Source organism: Clostridiales bacterium FE2011 (assembly GCA_017569305.1).
GTDB lineage: Bacteria > Bacillota > Clostridia > Christensenellales > Aristaeellaceae > Aristaeella.
Window position 1 is genome coordinate 3427520 of the sequence record CP069418.1, and the last position, 17255, is coordinate 3444774.

Annotated in this window: 16 protein-coding genes; 15 read left to right on the forward strand and 1 reads right to left on the reverse strand. The window is 53.7% G+C overall.

The window, feature by feature from the left end; all coding sequences use genetic code 11:
• Positions 1-79 precede the first annotated feature (79 nt).
• The 15 genes from JRC49_15360 to JRC49_15430 all read left to right on the forward strand — a co-directional run bounded on the left by JRC49_15360 (position 80) and on the right by JRC49_15430 (position 16167).
• Positions 80-1600, forward strand: a complete 1521-nt coding sequence (locus JRC49_15360; protein QTE72901.1) for an ABC transporter ATP-binding protein — start codon at positions 80-82, stop codon at positions 1598-1600.
• Entirely contained in the window at positions 1597-2697 is a 1101-nt protein-coding gene (locus tag JRC49_15365; GenBank protein ID QTE71138.1) for an ABC transporter permease, read from the forward strand. Before JRC49_15360 ends, JRC49_15365 begins: the two co-directional genes overlap by 4 nt.
• Positions 2697-3635, forward strand: coding sequence for an ABC transporter permease (locus tag JRC49_15370; protein ID QTE71139.1), 939 nt, complete (start codon positions 2697-2699; stop codon positions 3633-3635). The genes JRC49_15365 and JRC49_15370 overlap by 1 nt, the downstream gene beginning before the upstream one ends.
• A gap of 138 nt (positions 3636-3773) precedes the next feature.
• Positions 3774-4628 carry a TIGR00159 family protein gene (locus tag JRC49_15375; protein ID QTE71140.1) on the forward strand — a complete coding sequence of 285 codons (855 nt, stop codon included), beginning with the start codon at positions 3774-3776 and terminating at the stop codon, positions 4626-4628.
• Positions 4629-4630: 2 nt separating this feature from the next.
• The gene (locus JRC49_15380; protein ID QTE71141.1) at positions 4631-5692 is read left to right on the forward strand and encodes a hypothetical protein; all 1062 of its coding nucleotides are present in this window, start codon (positions 4631-4633) and stop codon (positions 5690-5692) included.
• Positions 5693-5704: 12 nt separating this feature from the next.
• Positions 5705-6478 (forward strand): hypothetical protein, encoded by a 774-nt coding sequence (locus tag JRC49_15385; protein ID QTE71142.1) that lies wholly within the window; start codon positions 5705-5707, stop codon positions 6476-6478.
• Positions 6475-7161, forward strand: a complete 687-nt coding sequence (locus JRC49_15390; protein QTE71143.1) for a hypothetical protein — start codon at positions 6475-6477, stop codon at positions 7159-7161. Before JRC49_15385 ends, JRC49_15390 begins: the two co-directional genes overlap by 4 nt.
• Positions 7158-8465 (forward strand): RsmB/NOP family class I SAM-dependent RNA methyltransferase, encoded by a 1308-nt coding sequence (locus tag JRC49_15395; GenBank protein QTE71144.1) that lies wholly within the window; start codon positions 7158-7160, stop codon positions 8463-8465. Before JRC49_15390 ends, JRC49_15395 begins: the two co-directional genes overlap by 4 nt.
• A 108-nt stretch (positions 8466-8573) precedes the next feature.
• Positions 8574-9773 carry an extracellular solute-binding protein gene (locus JRC49_15400; GenBank protein QTE71145.1) on the forward strand — a complete coding sequence of 400 codons (1200 nt, stop codon included), beginning with the start codon at positions 8574-8576 and terminating at the stop codon, positions 9771-9773.
• 81 nt (positions 9774-9854) lie between these two features.
• Entirely contained in the window at positions 9855-10865 is a 1011-nt protein-coding gene (locus tag JRC49_15405; protein QTE71146.1) for an ABC transporter ATP-binding protein, read from the forward strand.
• Between the two features lie 13 nt (positions 10866-10878).
• Entirely contained in the window at positions 10879-12819 is a 1941-nt protein-coding gene (locus tag JRC49_15410; GenBank protein QTE71147.1) for an iron ABC transporter permease, read from the forward strand.
• Positions 12816-13427 carry an HAD family phosphatase gene (locus JRC49_15415; GenBank protein ID QTE71148.1) on the forward strand — a complete coding sequence of 204 codons (612 nt, stop codon included), beginning with the start codon at positions 12816-12818 and terminating at the stop codon, positions 13425-13427. The genes JRC49_15410 and JRC49_15415 overlap by 4 nt, the downstream gene beginning before the upstream one ends.
• Positions 13428-13562: 135 nt before the next feature.
• Positions 13563-14048, forward strand: coding sequence for a 50S ribosomal protein L13 (rplM, locus tag JRC49_15420; GenBank protein ID QTE71149.1), 486 nt, complete (start codon positions 13563-13565; stop codon positions 14046-14048).
• A 21-nt stretch (positions 14049-14069) separates the two neighbouring features.
• Positions 14070-14459: a 30S ribosomal protein S9 gene (gene rpsI, locus JRC49_15425; GenBank protein QTE71150.1), complete on the forward strand. Its 390-nt coding sequence runs from the start codon at positions 14070-14072 to the stop codon at positions 14457-14459.
• A gap of 127 nt (positions 14460-14586) precedes the next feature.
• A complete protein-coding gene (locus JRC49_15430; protein ID QTE71151.1) occupies positions 14587-16167 on the forward strand; it encodes a glucose-6-phosphate isomerase in 1581 nt (526 codons plus the stop codon).
• Between the two features lie 46 nt (positions 16168-16213).
• Here JRC49_15430 and JRC49_15435 read toward each other — a convergent pair whose 3' ends face one another.
• Complete coding sequence (locus JRC49_15435) at positions 16214-17251, reverse strand: threonylcarbamoyl-AMP synthase (protein QTE72902.1); 1038 nt, start codon at positions 17249-17251, stop codon at positions 16214-16216.
• Positions 17252-17255: the final 4 nt, after the last annotated feature.

Below are 17255 nucleotides of genomic sequence, written 5' to 3' on the forward strand. Positions count from 1 at the left end.
CCCTTGTTCGCCATGAACAATTTACAAATTGGAGGGACGTACTTTGAACAAGGAACGGCAGTCTGAGTATGCCATTGAGATGCTTCATATTACCAAGCGCTTTCCCGGCATTATCGCAAACGACGATATCACTCTGCAGCTGAAACACGGAGAAATCCACGCACTGCTGGGTGAAAACGGCGCAGGAAAATCAACCCTGATGAGCGTCCTGTTCGGCCTTTACCAGGCGGAAGAGGGAACGATCAAAAAGGACGGTAAAGAAGTCCAGATCAACGATCCCAACGACGCCAACGCGCTGGGAATCGGTATGGTGCACCAGCACTTCAAACTTGTGGAATGCTTTACCGTGCTTGACAATATCATCCTGGGCGATGAACCCGTAGGGAAAGCCGGCATCCTGAAGAAGGCCGAAGCAAGGAAAAAGATCCTTGCCCTGTCCGAGAAGTACGGCCTGCAGGTCGATCCGGACGCGGTGATATCGGATATCACAGTCGGCATGCAGCAGAGAACCGAAATCCTGAAGATGCTGTACCGGGATAATGAAATCCTGATTTTTGACGAACCCACCGCCGTGCTGACGCCCCAGGAAATTGAAGAACTGATGCAGATTATGCGCAACCTGGCGGCAGAAGGGAAGTCCATCCTGTTCATCAGCCACAAGCTGGCTGAAATCATGGCGGTTGCAGACCGCTGCACCGTGCTGCGCAAGGGTAAATATATCGGAACGGTGGAAACAAAGAACACCACAATGGAAGAGCTTTCCGCCATGATGGTGGGACGAAACGTCAACTTCCATGTGGATAAGCAGCCGGCCCATCCGGGAGACGTTGTGCTGGACGTGCAGCATATGACCGTCGCTTCCAAAGTACATAACAACAATGCCGTGAAGGACGTATCCTTCCAGGTCCGCCGCGGGGAAATCGTCTGTATCGCAGGTATCGACGGCAACGGACAGACCGAACTGGTTTACGGACTGACCGGCCTGGAGCCCCTGGTGGGCGGGAAGATCATGATGGACGGCAAGGACATTACCCACGCCTCCATCCGGAAAAGATCCGTGGCCGGCATGAGCCATATTCCCGAAGACCGGCACAAGCACGGACTGGTGCTGGATTATTCGCTGGAATACAACATGATCCTCCAGACCTATTTTGAATCCAGGTTTACAGACCGGATCGGCTTCCTGAGAAGGAAGAATATCCGTGAATACTCAGACAAACTGATTGAGCAGTATGACGTCCGCTCCGGACAGGGCTCGGTAACACCGGCGCGCTCCATGTCCGGCGGCAACCAGCAGAAAGCCATAATCGCCCGGGAAATTGACAAGCAGCCTGAAATGCTGGTTGCGGTACAGCCCACACGCGGACTGGACGTGGGCGCCATTGAATACATCCATAAGCAGCTGGTCGCCCAGCGGGACGCGGGAAAGGCAGTGCTGCTGATCTCCCTGGAGCTGGACGAAGTGATGGACGTTCCGGACCGGATCCTGGTCATGTATGAAGGCGAGATCGTGGGCGAACTCGATCCGAAGAAGACGACGCAGGAAGAGCTGGGACTGTATATGGCAGGCGCAAAGAGAGACGAGGTGAAAAAGGCATGAGAAAAGTTTTGAAAAACCAGGCCGTACAGACTTTCGCAGCCTCCATCCTCTGTATCCTGGCAGGTCTGCTGATCGGCTATATCGTGCTGCTGTTTATCAACCCGCAGGGCGCAAGCGAATCCATCCTGAATATCATCAAGAACTTCTTCACCTGGAGCCGGCCGCAAAGCCAGCTGAAACAGTTCGGCAATACGCTGGCCAAGACCATGCCCCTGATCATGTGCTCCCTGAGCATTCTGTTTGCCTATAAAGTAGGCCTGTTCAATATCGGCACCGCGGGACAGTATGTGGCAGGCGCCTGCGCCAGCCTGTACGCCGCGCTGGCATGGCACTGGGGATGGCTGCCCTGCATGCTGCTGGCTATGATTGCCGCCTCCCTGCTGGGAGCGATTACCGGCATCCTGAAGGCATACTGCAATGTGAATGAGGTTATCTCCGGTATCATGCTGAACTGGATTTCCCTCTATACAGCCAATACGATCCTGTCCAACGTGAAAGAGACAGCCAGTCCATATACGCTGTACCTGAACAAGGAAAATCCGGCCTCCATGCTGCCGACCCTGGGACTGGACAAGCTGTTCAACGGGAACACCAATGTTACCCTGGCTGTTCCGGTGGCGATTGTTGCGGCCATTCTTGTGTGGGTGATCCTGAGCAAAACCAGGTTCGGCTATGAACTGAAAGCAACCGGAAACAACAAGAACGCGGCCAAGTACGCCGGCATGGCGCAGAACCGGAACATCATCCTGACGCTGATGATTTCCGGCGCACTGGCTGGCCTCGGCGCATCACTGCTGTACCAGACCGGATACATGCGCTGGGAATGCACGCAGTCTTCCGTTCCGGCCATGGGCTTCAACGGAATCGCGGCTGCCTTCCTGGGAGGACTTCATCCCATCGGCGCAGTATTCTCCTCCTTCTTTATCCAGCATATTACAGACGGCGGCCAGTATGTGAACACCAACTTCTATTCCTCCCAGATTTCTGACGTGATTTCTTCGGTGATCATTTACCTGTGCGGCTTCGTGCTGTTTATCAAACTGACGATGAACCGCGTGATTACCCGCAGGGAAGATAAGAAAGGAGCGAAACAATAATGCTGCTTCTGATTCAATATACATTAATCTTCGCTTCCGTTCTTATGCTGGTTGCCCTTGGCGGATGTATATCCGAGCACTCCGGAATCATTAACCTGGGCCTGGAAGGCATCATGGTCGTGGGCGCCCTGGGCGGCGCGCTTGTAATGCGGACGCTGGGGACCACCTCTGCCGTGGTAATGGTACTTGCTGCCATGATTGCGGCAGGACTTGCGGGCATGTTGTATTCGTGCCTGCTGGGCGTTGCGGCGATTCATTTCAAAGCGGACCAGACGCTGGTCGGCACGGCAATGAACCTGCTGGCGACTGCCGCGGCCACGGTGCTTGTGAAGGCCATGAACACCGCAGCGAATCCTGACAACCACTCCTCTGAAATTGAATATGTGGCTGCACGGAAGATGTTCATCGTGAACATCAACGGATTTGAATTCAACTGGTTTATGATTGTGGCCGTTATCGCGGTTGCTGCTGTGTATTTCCTGCTATATAAGAACCGGTTCGGCCTGCGCCTGATGGCCTGCGGCGAACATCCGCAGGCAGCGGATTCCGTGGGTATCAACGTGTACAAAATGCGCTGGAGCGGCGTGCTGATTTCCGGCCTGCTGGGAGGACTGGGCGGCCTGTGCTACATCCTGGCCGGCGTATCCCTGTGGAAGTTTGAAAACGGTGTGGCGGGCTTCGGCTTCCTGGCACTGGCGGTTATGATTTTCGGCCAGTGGAAACCTTCCCGCATCGCGGTGGCGGCCCTGCTCTTCGGTTTATTCCGCGCGCTGTCCAACACCTATACCGGATTCCCGTTCCTGCTTTCCCTGAACCTTCCGGGCAACGTGTACAATATGATGCCCTATATCGTCTGCCTGATCGTGCTGGCCTTTACTTCCAAGGCATCCCACGCACCCAAGGCGGAAGGCATTCCCTATGACAAGGGATCCAGATAACAAACAATCTTTGAAAAAGCTGCCTGCGGGCAGCTTTTTTTCTGAAAGAAAGCATTATCCCGGTCTGTTTCCCTTTTCAATCACCGGAATGTCGTGTATAATAAATCAGATAAAGATGATCTGTATGGAGGTGAGATGATGGGCGATATCTGGACGACAATCCGGAGCATGGGGTGGAGCCTGACCCATCGTCTCGGCGTCATTGATATCATCGATATCCTGATTGTGGCAGTGATTATTTACGAACTGCTGCTGCTGACCCGGCACACAAGGGGAAGCGCCCTGCTGAAAGGCCTTTTCCTGCTGTTTGTGATTGTTATCCTGAGCAATATCCTGGGCCTGACCAGCCTGAACTGGCTGCTGCTGGCTGTGCTGCAGAACGGCGCACTGGTGCTGGTGATCCTGTTCCAGCCGGAACTGCGCAAAGCCCTGGAACGCATGGGACGAAGCCGCCTGATTACCAAAGGCAACCATCGCAATGAAGATGAAGACACAGAAATCATCATCGATGAGATTATCCAGACAGTTGTCGACCTGAGCCGTCGCAGGGTCGGCGCGCTGATTGTTTTTGAACGGAAAACAGGACTCCAGGATGTTATTGAAACCGGTACGACGCTGAACGCTGAGATTTCCGCCCCGCTGCTTGAAAACATATTTGAACCGAACACGCCCCTGCATGACGGCGCCGTTGTGATCCGGGAAGACCGGATCATGGCTGCAGCATGCATCCTGCCGCTGGCGGAAGCCAGCGGTGTGATCCGCGGACTCGGCACCCGCCACCGCGCCGCTGTCGGCATCAGTGAAAACACGGACGCGGCGGTCATTGTTGTATCTGAACAAACCGGTATTATCAGCCTTGCTATGGACGGAACCCTCCAGCGGCCTTATTCCATTGACGCCATGAGATCCTTCCTGCACGGCTTCTACAGTTCCAGGGAATCCAGTGTTTTCTCCTTCCTCCGGGGAATATTCAGAAGGCATACGGAGGGATGACCATGAGCGAAAGAACAAACAAAAGAGATTTCAAAAAAACGCTGGCCCTGATCGGCAGGGGATTGAGGCATCTGTTTCTCCATAACGGATGGCTGAAGCTTATCGCGATTGTGATCTCCCTGTTCCTGTGGGCGGGACTGATTTCCCAGGATGAAAGCATCACACGGGACAAGGCCTTCCAGGAAGTCAAAGTTTCCGTTACCGGACAGGAAGCCATGAAAGGCAACGGGTTTATCGTTACCTCCGACCTGGACAACATCTATGCTGACTTTGTGGCGGCTGTGCCCCAGAAACAGTATGAAAACGCTGACGCTTCCTTTTACAATATCCGGATCGACCTGTCCAGGATCAATAAAACCGGTGAACAGGAACTTAAACTGCAGAGCAACAAGACAAATCTGTACGGCGGCGTAAACAATAACAGCCTTATGCCCAGCAGTGTTGTGGTTAACGTAGAGAAATTAATTACAAGGAGAATTGCAGTCCAGGCTGAGTATATCGACGAAGAGCCGGAAGGATGGGTTTACATACCCGGCGAATGTGATCCCCAATACGTTATCGTCAGTGGTCCCGAGAGTATATTAAATGCCATTTTCAAGGCCAAAGCCCTGGTGACAAACGACGATGTTGAATGGTCTTCAGGTTCCGGGAAAAGCGTACCGGTTTCGTTTGAATTCTATAACAAAGACCAGGAAATCCTTGATACATCCAACCTGAGCATTACAAGCGCCAACATACCGATTGATACGTTAATGGTCTCCTATAACGTGCTGGCCAAGAAAACATTTACGACAGAAGACTGCGCCAACCTGACAGGAAAAGTGGCCAAGGGGTATGAGATTACCAAAGTCACCTACAGCCCTGAATCCATTTCTGTGGCAGACAGCAGCGAGGTGCTGGACACGGTTGACAGCATCCTGGTGGAAGATACAGGGATTAACGTCAACGGCCTGAAGGCAACGAAGAGCTTCCCCCTGAAAGTACTCAAACCCTCTGAAAATTCTATCATTTCAAATGATACAATCACAGTTACAGTAGAAATCGCTGAAACGGAAGAGCCATAAGGAGCATATTGAATGGGCAGTTTTGCAAATACACTGTTCCGGGTCATGCTTGGATGGCTGCAGGGAATCATATCTGCTGTGTGGTCGGCTTTTACGAGTGAAAAAGGCGGCTCCCTTTTGACGTGGATCGGCAAATACTGGATTCCCATTGCCGCAGTCCTCTGCATCATCGGACTGGTATCCGACCTGGGCGTCTATATTGTCAGGTGGAAACCTTACAAGGTATGGAAAAGCTTCTTTTTCCATAAAAAAGAGGAGGAAGAGGAACCGATCCCTGAAAGGCGTCCCCTGATGAATGAAAGACCGGTCCGGCGCAGGGTGCCGGCGGTTACGGAGCAGGCTGAAAGCATACAAATCATGCAGAAAACCGTTGAACCGGAACCTGAAGAGACTTATAAACCGACGGATTTCTCACGCTGGGAACCCGAGGCACCCAAAGAAGAAAAAGTATACACGGCACCGCGTGAATCCGTGCCGGTTACGGTTACGCCGGCCGGATATCATGTGCCCGCCGACAGCCCTTACAGAAGGCCGCAGCAGCCTGTACCCGCACCTGCGGCTGAACTGAGAACCGAAACCGCTCCGGCTGGAAAACAGGAAGCGGAAAAAGAGCAGCCTGTGCTTTACCGCCGCCGCAGGAGAATCAACGTCAGCGAGCTGTTCTCCGATCCGGAAGAAGAGCTGCATCCGTTTGAAGCCCCGCAAAACGTGATCAACAGCCAGAAGGCCTATCACGAACCGGTTTATCCGAGAGGATGGAAGAAAAGCGAGGAAGAAAAGGAATGAATGAAATCCTCACAGGTAAACAATACCTGGTACTGACCGGAAATTACGGCAGCGGAAAGACGGAGCTGGCCCTGAACCTGGCCATGCATTTTTCCCGGGAATGCCGGACGACGCTGGTTGACCTGGATATCGTGAATCCTTATTTCCGAAGCGGTGAAAAAGCGGAAGAAATGGAAAAGGCCGGCGTACGCATGCTGATGCCGACATTTGCCATGACCACTGTGGACATTCCGGCCCTGCCGGCAGAAATCCAGAGCGTATTTGAAGTTCCTTCAGACAAAGTGATTTTTGACGTGGGCGGAGACGACACCGGTGCAGCGGCGCTGGGGCGGTTTTATCCCTCCTTTATTGCAAGAAGGGAACAGACAGCGATGCTGTTTGTGATCAACTGCATGAGGCCGCTGACAAAAGACGCGGACGATATCATTGACCTGGCGCAGCGGATCTCAAACCGGGGACGGCTGAGAATTGACGCGCTGATCAACAATACCAACCTGGCGGATCAGACAAAACCGGACATGATTGAAGCCGGGGAGAAAACGGTGCTGGAATGCGCCGAAAGGATGGGCATCCGGCAAGTTATCACAGCCGGAAAGCAGGACGTACTCGACCGGTGCCGGCTGACAACGCCGACGCTGGCCGTGAAACGCTATATGGCTCCCGAATGGATGGAACAAATATGAATATAAAGCTTCCTGAAGACTTTATCAGCAGAATGCGGCAGCAGCTCGGTGATGAGCTGACCGCATTTTTGCATGCGCTGGAAGAACCCCCGGTCAGGGGAATCCGGATGAATCCCCTGAAAGTGACAGAGGCTGCAAAAGCACTGACCGAGGGCGGCCGTGTGCCATGGGCAAAAGACGGATATTACCTTGCCCCGGATTCCGCCGCAGGATCCATGATCCTGCACGAAACCGGCGCATATTATATCCAGGAACCGGGAGCCATGCTGCCGGCGGCTGTGCTGGACGCCCGGCCGGGCGAAAAAATCCTGGACCTGTGCGCCGCGCCAGGCGGGAAATCCACCCAGATCGGCTGCGGAATGCAGGGGGAAGGGCTGCTGGTATGCAATGAACCTGTGCCGAAGCGGGCTGCCATCCTGAGCAGCAATATTGAAAGAATGGGACTGCCCAATACCATTGTTACCTGCGCAAAGCCGGAACAGCTGGCGAAGCAGTGGCCGGAAGGATTTGACGCGGTGATGGTGGACGCTCCCTGTTCCGGGGAAGGGATGTTCCGGCGGGATCCGGAAACCAGAAACGAGTGGACGCAGGACAAAGCGGAAGGATGCGCTGAACGGCAGCGGGAAATCCTGAGTGCCGCAGCCCGGCTTGTCAGGCCGGGAGGAAGACTTGTTTATTCCACATGTACCTATAATCCCAGGGAAAATGAAGAGAATGCCCGGTGGTTCACGGCACAGTTTCCGGAATTCCGGATGGAAGCATTCTCACTGCCGGGCATTGACGCACCGGAAGGTATGTTCACATGCTATCCGCACCGGCTGAAGGGCGAGGGACAGTTTGCCGCGCTTTTCCGGAAAGCGGGTGAAGGAGAAGCGATTCTGCCGGAAGACAGATCCCTGCCAACTCCCTCAAAAAACGACAGCACCGTATTTGCCGGAACTTTCCCGGAACTACCGAAGGCAACACACCTGTTCGGAAATACCCTGGTCTCCATTCCGGAGCTTCCGGACCTGAAGGGGATCCGTACGCTGCGAATCGGCCTGCACCTGGGCGAAGTCCGGGGTAAAAACGCATTTCCGGATCACGCCGCGGCGCTGTGCTTCCGTACGCCGGATATGCAAACCTGTGATATGACGCCTGATGAAGCAGTGAAATTCCTGGCGGGGGAAACCATTGAAAGCAGCCTGGAAGGCTGGACGCTGATGCGGTATAACGGCCTTTCCGCCGGATGGGGAAAGGGCAGCGGCGGCATGATCAAAAACCATTATCCCAAAGGCCTCAGAGGCCTTCACTACCTGCCATAACGGGATGAAAAAAACAATTTTTGAACAAATCCATTGAAAACGATACCGAAATGCGGTATAATACACCCAACAAAAAACACCGACAGGTGAATACAACAGGAGGCACCCATGAAAAAACTGTTTGCTGTTCTTTTAGTTGCTGTGATGACGTTCTCCCTGCTCAGCTTTGCACAGGCTGACGACGGATACACCATCCGTATCTACAGCAACTCCAATTCCACTGAGCGGACAACCTGGCTGATTGAAAAGGCAAAGGAAGCCGGCTTTACCATCTCCATCGACGACAACTCCGTTATTTCCGGCGATACCGCTGCGGTACAGGCTGCCAATGAAAATAAAGACGGCGACCTGATCTTCGGCCTGAACGAAGTCCGCTGGTCCCAGCTGGTCAACGGCCAGTATGAAAACCTGAAGGTGATGGACTGGGCTCCCACCTGGGCTGATAAAGTCGGCGAATACAAATTCGACGGCAAGGCCTACGGCCTGGTGATCCAAAACATCCTGATGCTGTACCGGAACGATGAATTCGGCACCAACGGCGAAGCCCTGAAGTTTGATCACTGGGCAGACCTGGTGGACTGCGGATACACCTGGTACCGTCAGGGTAAGGTTGGCGGCACGACGAACATGAACATCAACAACGCCATGCTGTACTCCTTTACTGATCCCGAATCTCCAGCCGGCGGCATCTCCATCGACGGCTGGAAACGGCTGTGGGCATACTGCGCGAACGGCCAGAACACCGGCGACAAGTACGGCCTGGAGCCCCTGATCCGCGGCGACGTGCAGGTTTCCACCTTCTACTCCTCCTCCCTGTATGGCGAAATCACCGCCACTTCCGAAAACCCTGCTTACGAGCATCCGCTGAAAGGCGTACCGGTTGGCGAGAACTGGGGCCTGGTGGACATCGCCGACGGCACCTACTATATTGCTGAATACATCGGCGTACTGGACCGTGAAGGCCGCAGTGAAGCAGAGACCGAGACTGTGAAAGCGTTTGCTGAGTGGTTCGGTTCCGCCGAAACCCAGATCGCCTGGTCCGACGCGTTCGATTCCTATCCCTGCAATGCGGAAGCTGTTGACGCGCTGTATGACGAGGTTCCCCCGATCTACGCGATCAAGAACTGCTCCCTTACCACCGTTCCCGGCACTGAAATGACCTACGCCGAGTACGTCGGAGCCCATTCCTCCGAATGGACCAACATTATGACCAACCTGGGATTCTATTGGGCCGACAACGCCAATGCCCCGGCAGAACCCGACTGGGACAACCTGGACTGGGCTACCCTGACCCAGAAGCAGGAATAACCTGACATGCCCTGATATCCGGGGCTGCCGCGTGTCGGCAGCCCCTTTTCCATAAAACGGAGAAAGAAGGACTGAAACGAAATGATCGATCTGAAAAATATCGTCGTGCGGTTCGGCGACTTTGAAGCGCTGCACCACATCAATGTGGACGTAAAGGAAGGGGAGTTCTTTACATTCCTCGGACCGTCCGGATGCGGCAAAACCACAACCCTGCGTACCATCACCGGGTTTATTGAGCCGGTTGAAGGGACAGTTTCCATGCAGGGCAGGGATATCACCCACGTGCCTATTGAAAAAAGAAATATCGGGATCGTGTTTCAGTCCTACGCGCTGTTTCCGACCATGACAGTACGGGATAATATAGCCTTCGGCCTGAAGATCAAGAAAATGAAGAAAGATGAGATCGAGCAGAAGGTAAAGGATATTGCCCGGAAAGTTGACCTGACCGATGAACAGCTGGCCAAAGCTGTTTCACAGCTTTCCGGCGGACAGCAGCAGCGCGTCGCCATTGCCCGTGCACTGGTGACGGAACCGGCTATCATCTGCATGGATGAACCGCTGTCCAACCTGGACGCAAAACTGCGGGTAAACCTTAGGAACGAGCTGAAGAAAATGCAGCGCGAATTCGGCATCACAACAATCTACGTCACACACGACCAGGAAGAGGCACTGACGCTGTCTGACCGGATTGCCGTATTCAACAAGGGATACATTGAGCAGATTGGCACGCCCAATGAAGTCTATAATCATTCCGCCACTGAGTTTGTGGCCAACTTTATCGGCGATATCAACAAGCTTCAGGCTGAAATCACTTCCCTCATGAACCTGCCGCAGGACAAGGTGCATTATATCCGTCTTGAAAGGATCGGCGTCAGGGCCGACAGCGGTGACGAGCCAGCCACAGACGGACAGGCTGTTTCCGTTAAAGGTGTGATTGAAAGCCAGGAATACTACGGACTGTTTATCAAATATACAATACAGACCGCCGGACAGACCCTGAAGGTTGTGGAAAAGAACGACGGTATCAACATCTATGAACCCGGCGATCACGTGATCCTGCGGATCGATCCGAAGGATATCATGAGTTATTGAGGGAGGTGAGATCATGCAGGCTTCCATTGCCGGAAAGCAAAAATACGGCCTGGGAAAGCTATGGGGCATCTTCGGCGGCGTCCTGTTCGTCTATCTCTTCCTCGGCTTCATGGTTATTCCATGCTTCAATACCCTGACATCAGTATTCAGGGAGACAGACGCGGCAGGCAATCCGGATCCGTTTGCCGTTATCCGGTTCTTCTTCGCGGGGAACATGCCGCTGTTCCTGTGGAATTCCATCCGGCTGGCCATGTGCCTGGTTGTGACGGTCAACGTGGTCGGCATCTCCATTGTGCTGCTGACTGAATATTTTGATATCAAAGGCGCGAAAATCCTGCGTCTCGGCTATATGACGACCCTGATTTATTCAGGCGTCGCGCTGGTTACCGGTTATCAGTTCCTGTATGATCCGAACGGACTGATGACCAAGTGGCTTGCAGACTTTTTCCCGGGGATGAACAAGCAATGGTTTACAGGTTTCAACGCGGTACTGTTTACTATGACGTTTGCCTGTACCTCCAACCATGCGCTGTTCCTGCGTAATGCCATACGGGGAATTGACTACAACACCGTGGAAGCCGCACGAAATCTGGGCGCAAAGCCTTTCAAGGTATTGCTGAAAGTGGTTATGCCCACGCTGCTGCCTACGCTGTTTTCCCTGACGGTTATGACGTTCATCACCGGCCTGTGCGCCATGTCAGCGCCTACGCTGCTGGGATACAACTCCATCAACCCGGAAATTGTCCGGCTTGCCGGATCATCGGCGGCGGATGAATCCTTCCCACAGGCACGGGCGGCTCTCCTGTCCGTGATTCTGGCAATGTGCACGATTACGCTGCTGCTGACCCTGAATCATTATGAAAGCAAAGGTCACTACCTTTCCGTCAGCAAAACCAAGGCCAAGCTTGTGAAGCAGAAAATCCAGAATCCTGTAGCTAACATTCTGGCGCATATCTATGCCTATGTCCTGTTTGTGATCTACATGACCCCTGTGGTCATGATCATCGTATTCTCCTTCCAGAACTGGGGCAACGTCCGAAACAAGGTGCTGGACGCTTCCTCCTGGACTTTGTCCAACTACTTCGGCAACCAGGATTACATTTACCAGAACTGGAAAGGAAAGGAAATGGTGAGCAAAGGCGCCATTTCCGGCGTGTTCGGCAACGAAAAGACCCTGGGCGGTATCCGGCTGAGCTTCATCATGTCCGCCATCGCGGCGGCACTGGCCTGCGTCATCGTTGTGATTGCTGTAAACTATATCTTCAAGCATAAGAAGAAAAAACGGGGCAAGCTGGTTGAGGCCTGCCTGCTTTTCCCGTGGCTCCTTCCGACTATCCTGATCTGCTACTCCTTCCGGACTTTTTTCAACGGAAACGTGTTCTATGTGTTCGGCCAGAACCTGTATATGAAAGAGAATGTCAGGATCCTGATTGTTCTGGCCTATATGGTGGTTAAGCTGCCATTTGCCGTGAGAATGATCAAGGCGGCTTTCTACGCGATAGACGACGAACTGGAGGACGCAGCCAGGAACCTGGGCGCAAGCCAGGTGGTCACATTCCTGAGGGTTAAGCTGCCGATTGTGCTGCCAAGCGTCCTGGCTGTATTCGCGTTGAATTTTAACGCACTGTTCTCCGAATATGACATGGGAGCAACCTTCAAGAAAGCAGAAGGTACGACCTACGCCATGGTCATCCAGAGCATGTGTGAGGATGAAGGCAGGAACAACGTCAACATGAACGCGTCCGGACGGCGGTGCGCATCCACCGTATTCATCATGATTATTTCCGGTCTGATCCTATACCTGGTGTACGGCGTCGGGGCACGGGACCTGGGCGAACGCCTTGCCATCCGGGAAAAGCGCAGGAAGCGCATAGAGAAAATAAAAGGAAAGCTCGGCATCGCACACGCGGCAGCAGAAGGAATGCCGAAAGAGGAACAAGAAACTGCAGCATGATCCGTAATATCGTTTTTGACATGGGAAACGTAGTGATCCAGTTTGACCCGAAAAGTTTTATAGACAGGGAAGGCATCCTGGATCCTGAAGACAGAAAAATTGTTATGAATGAACTTTTCCTCTCTGTGGAATGGGCGCAGATGGACGCGGGAACGCTGACGGAAGAAACCGCTGAACCGCTGATCCTTCCCAGATTTCCAGAGAGGCTGAGGGGAAAAGTAAGGAACCTTCTTTATAACTGGTCCTATCCGAGGGATATGATTCCCGGTATGGAAGACCTTATCAAACGACTGAAAGAGGCCGGATACCGGATCTACCTCCTGAGCAACGCGAGTTCCGCACAGCATGAATACTGGCCGAAGTATCCGGTGAGCGGATATTTTGACGGGAAAATGATCTCCTGGGATGTGAAAACGGTCAAGCCCAATCCGGAAATATACAGGCTTTTCACAGAAAAGTTTTCTCTGAAGCCGGAAGAATGCCTGTTTACGGACGACTCTTCAGCCAACGTGGCCGCAGCCATTGCATGCGGCTGGAAAGGGATCGTTTTCCACGGGGAAGCGGATGAACTGGAGCAGAAAATGAGGGAGTCCGGCATCCGGATCTGACAATATCCCTGAAAACCCCGAAAATAAATGAAGTCAGGCAAAGAAAATGCTTGACTTCATTTGCTGTTTGACGTAAAATAGCGTTTGGCAATCAATAGCTCCGCTAGCCCCGGTAGCCATTGACTCAATCCGAACATGCGACCATCATGTGAGGAAACACTTCAACCATCAACCCAAGGAGGAAGTACTTTGAAGACATTTATTCCTAAGGCTGCTGACATCGACCGCAAATGGTACGTTGTCGACGCGGACGGGATGGTTCTGGGCCGGCTGGCCAGCCAGGTTGCCAACATCCTTCGCGGCAAGAACAAGCCGATTTATACCCCCAATATGGATACCGGTGATTATGTTATCATCATCAACGCTTCCAAGGCTATCCTGACCGGCAAGAAGCTGGATCAGAAGATCTACTATCATCACAGCGGTTATGCCGGCGGTCTGAAAGAGACCAAGTATCGCAAGCTGATGGCCGAAAAGCCCGAGTTTGCCGTTCGCCGCGCTGTCGTGGGCATGCTGCCCAAGGGACCCCTGGGACGCCAGATGGCCCGGAAGCTTAAGGTTTATGCCGGAGCCGAGCATGAGCAGGCTGCTCAGAAGCCTGAAGTGCTGGATCTGAAGTGACGCGGAAAGGAGTAAAAGAGAATGGCTAAGGTAGAATTCAATGCGGTTGGTCGCCGTAAGAAAGCCGTTGCCCGCGTCCGTCTGGTTGCCGGCGATGGAAAGATCACGATCAACAAGCGTGATATTGATCAGTATTTCGGTCTGGAAACCCTGAAGATGACTGTTCGTCAGCCCCTGACCCTGACAAACACCGGCAGCTTCGATGTGCTGGTGAACGTCAACGGCGGCGGTCTGACCGGTCAGGCCGGTGCAATCCGTCACGGTATCAGCCGTGCCCTTTGCAAGGCTGATCCGGAACTGCGCGGTGCCCTGAAGAAGGCCGGCCTGCTGACCCGCGATCCTCGTATGAAGGAGCGCAAGAAGTACGGTCTGAAGGCAGCCCGTCGTGCTCCGCAGTTCAGCAAGCGCTGATTATACGACTGCTTTACAAAATCCCTGTACCGGATGGTACGGGGATTTTTTGATGGCGAAAGCTTGAAAGCATCCGCCTTGAAAGTTATAATATGCATGCAATACAAATTGTTACGGAGGTTCCGGAATGAATCAGTGGAAGAATCTGAATGAACTGACATCCTATCAGCACCTGGGCCAGAACGGAAGGGTAGACCTTACCCGCGCCATGGCCGGTGAAGAAGGAACAGCAAGAGTCAAGAAGTATAATGCCCCAATGGCAGCCGGCATGACCTATTACTATGCGGCAAAGCAGGTGGACGACGCTATCCTGAAGGATTTGTGCGCACTGGCGGAAGAAGCGCAGCTGGCTTCCAAGTTTGAGGAGCTGTATAACGGCGCTGTCATCAACACCGGAGAAAAGCGCCTGGTGCTTCATCACCTGACCCGCGGCCAGCTGGGCGGCGCAGTGAATGCCGACGGTACAGACAAGCGCGCTTTCTATACGGAACAGCAGCGCAAAATTGCCGCTTTTGCCAAAAAGGTCCATGACGGCGAGATTGTGAACGAAAAGGGCGAAGCCTTTACCACCGTGGTGCAGATCGGTATCGGCGGCAGCGACCTCGGCCCCCGCGCAATGTACCTGGCCCTGGAAAACTGGGCCAAGAAGAACGGCTGCTTCAAAATGGAAGCGAAGTTCATCAGCAATGTGGATCCGGACGACGCCGCAGGCGTACTGGGCACAATCGATCCTTCCAGGACGATCTTTATCCTGGTTTCCAAATCCGGTACAACGCTGGAAACCCTGACCAACGAATCCTTTGTGAAGGAAGCACTGAAAAACGCCGGACTGGACGCTTCAAAGCATATGATTGCCGTAACGAGCGAGACTTCTCCGCTGGCGGGCAACAGCGATTACCTGGACGCCTTCTTCATGGATGACTTTATCGGCGGACGTTTCTCCTCCACTTCTTCCGTGGGCGGAGCGGTGCTTTCCCTGGCCTTCGGACCGGAAGTATTTGACCGTTTCCTGCAGGGCGCTGCTGAAGAAGACAAGCTGGCCGCCGGCAAAGATCCGATGACCAACGCCGCGATGCTGGACGCGCTGATCGGCGTTTACGAGCGGAACGTGCTCGGATATCCGGCTACAGCCGTGCTGCCTTATTCCCAGGCACTGAGCCGCTTCCCGGCACACCTGCAGCAGATGGATATGGAATCCAACGGCAAGAGCGTGAACAGAAGGGGAGAAGCAGTGGATTATCCCACCGGGCCCATCATCTTCGGCGAACCCGGCACAAACGGACAGCACTCCTTCTATCAGCTGCTGCACCAGGGAACGGATATTATTCCGCTGCAGTTTATCGGTTTCAATGAAAACCAGGCCGGCATGGACGTTACCATCCAGGGCAGCACCAGCCAGCAGAAGCTGAGCGCCAACGTTGCCGCACAGATTATGGCCTTTGCCTGCGGCAAACAGGATGAAAACCGCAACAAGCATTTTGCCGGCAACCGGCCTTCCAGCATTATCATCGGTAAGCAGCTGACCCCTGAAGCACTGGGTGCACTGCTGTCCCACTTTGAAAACAAGGTCATGTTCCAGGGCTTCCTGTGGAACCTGAACAGCTTTGATCAGGAAGGCGTACAGCTGGGCAAGATCCTGGCCAAGCGCGTTCTCGCCCATGAGACAGACGGAGCGCTGAAGGCATTCAGCGAACTGCTGGGCATCTGACAAACGCACAGAAAAACGAGGTTCCTGAAACAGGAACCTCGTTTCTTTATGCCTGAATGGTCCGGAAAGCGGCCGCACGGCCGAGGCGGTTCATCACCGCCAGGCCAACGCCTTCGGGAGGAATAACCTCACTGAATACGGCTTCCATATTTTCTTCATCCAGTTTACGCAGGATATCAAAGAGCCTGTGGGCAATCTCAGAAGGATCCGAGGAAGAACCGATATCATGGGGATGACAGCCTTCCAGATCCTTCACATGCTCTGAGAAACACAAAACGCAGGATTTTACCCCTTCCGCCTCCTGCTGCGCATAAAGCCTGCGGAGCAGGGGAACGACACGTTCCTCCGGCCCCTCCACAAGCGTAACAACAGCATGGGGTGCATAATGCTTATAACGCATTCCCGGAGACAGGGCTGTTTCATTTTCCCGCAGGGGACGCAGGACACTTCCTGCCACCTGTACCTCGCAGCCAAGAACACTGCTGATCATGCCGGGCGTAATTCCGCCGGGACGAAGAACCACAGGCTCGCCATGGCAAAGATCCAGCACGGTGGATTCCACGCCGACATCACACATACCACCGTCAATGATCAGGGGGATCTTTGTGTTCATATCCTCCATGACATGGGCGGCTGTTGTGGGACTGGGACGTCCGGAACTGTTGGCTGAAGGGGCGGCAACAGGAAGGTTGCAGGCCTGGAGAAGCGCACGGGCAACCGGATGGGAGGGCATACGAACCGCAACCGTTGGAAGACCAGCCGTGACAGTATCCGGAATGGCGGGCTTTTTCGGGCAAAGGATGGTCAGCGGGCCGGGCCAGAATTGATCCATCAGCAGCTGAGCACCGTCCGGAAGATCGCAGAGCGGTTCCAGCTGTGCCTGATCATGAATATGGACAATGAGGGGATTGTCCGCAGGACGGCCCTTGGCAGCAAAAACGGAGAGAACCGCGTCACTGTCCAGGGCGTTGGCGCCCAGGCCGTAAACTGTTTCGGTCGGGAAGGCTACCAGTCCGCCGTTTTTCAGGATTTCAGACGCCAGGGCATAAGTTTCCGCTGACGGTAAAAGGAGATCTGTTTTCAAAGCA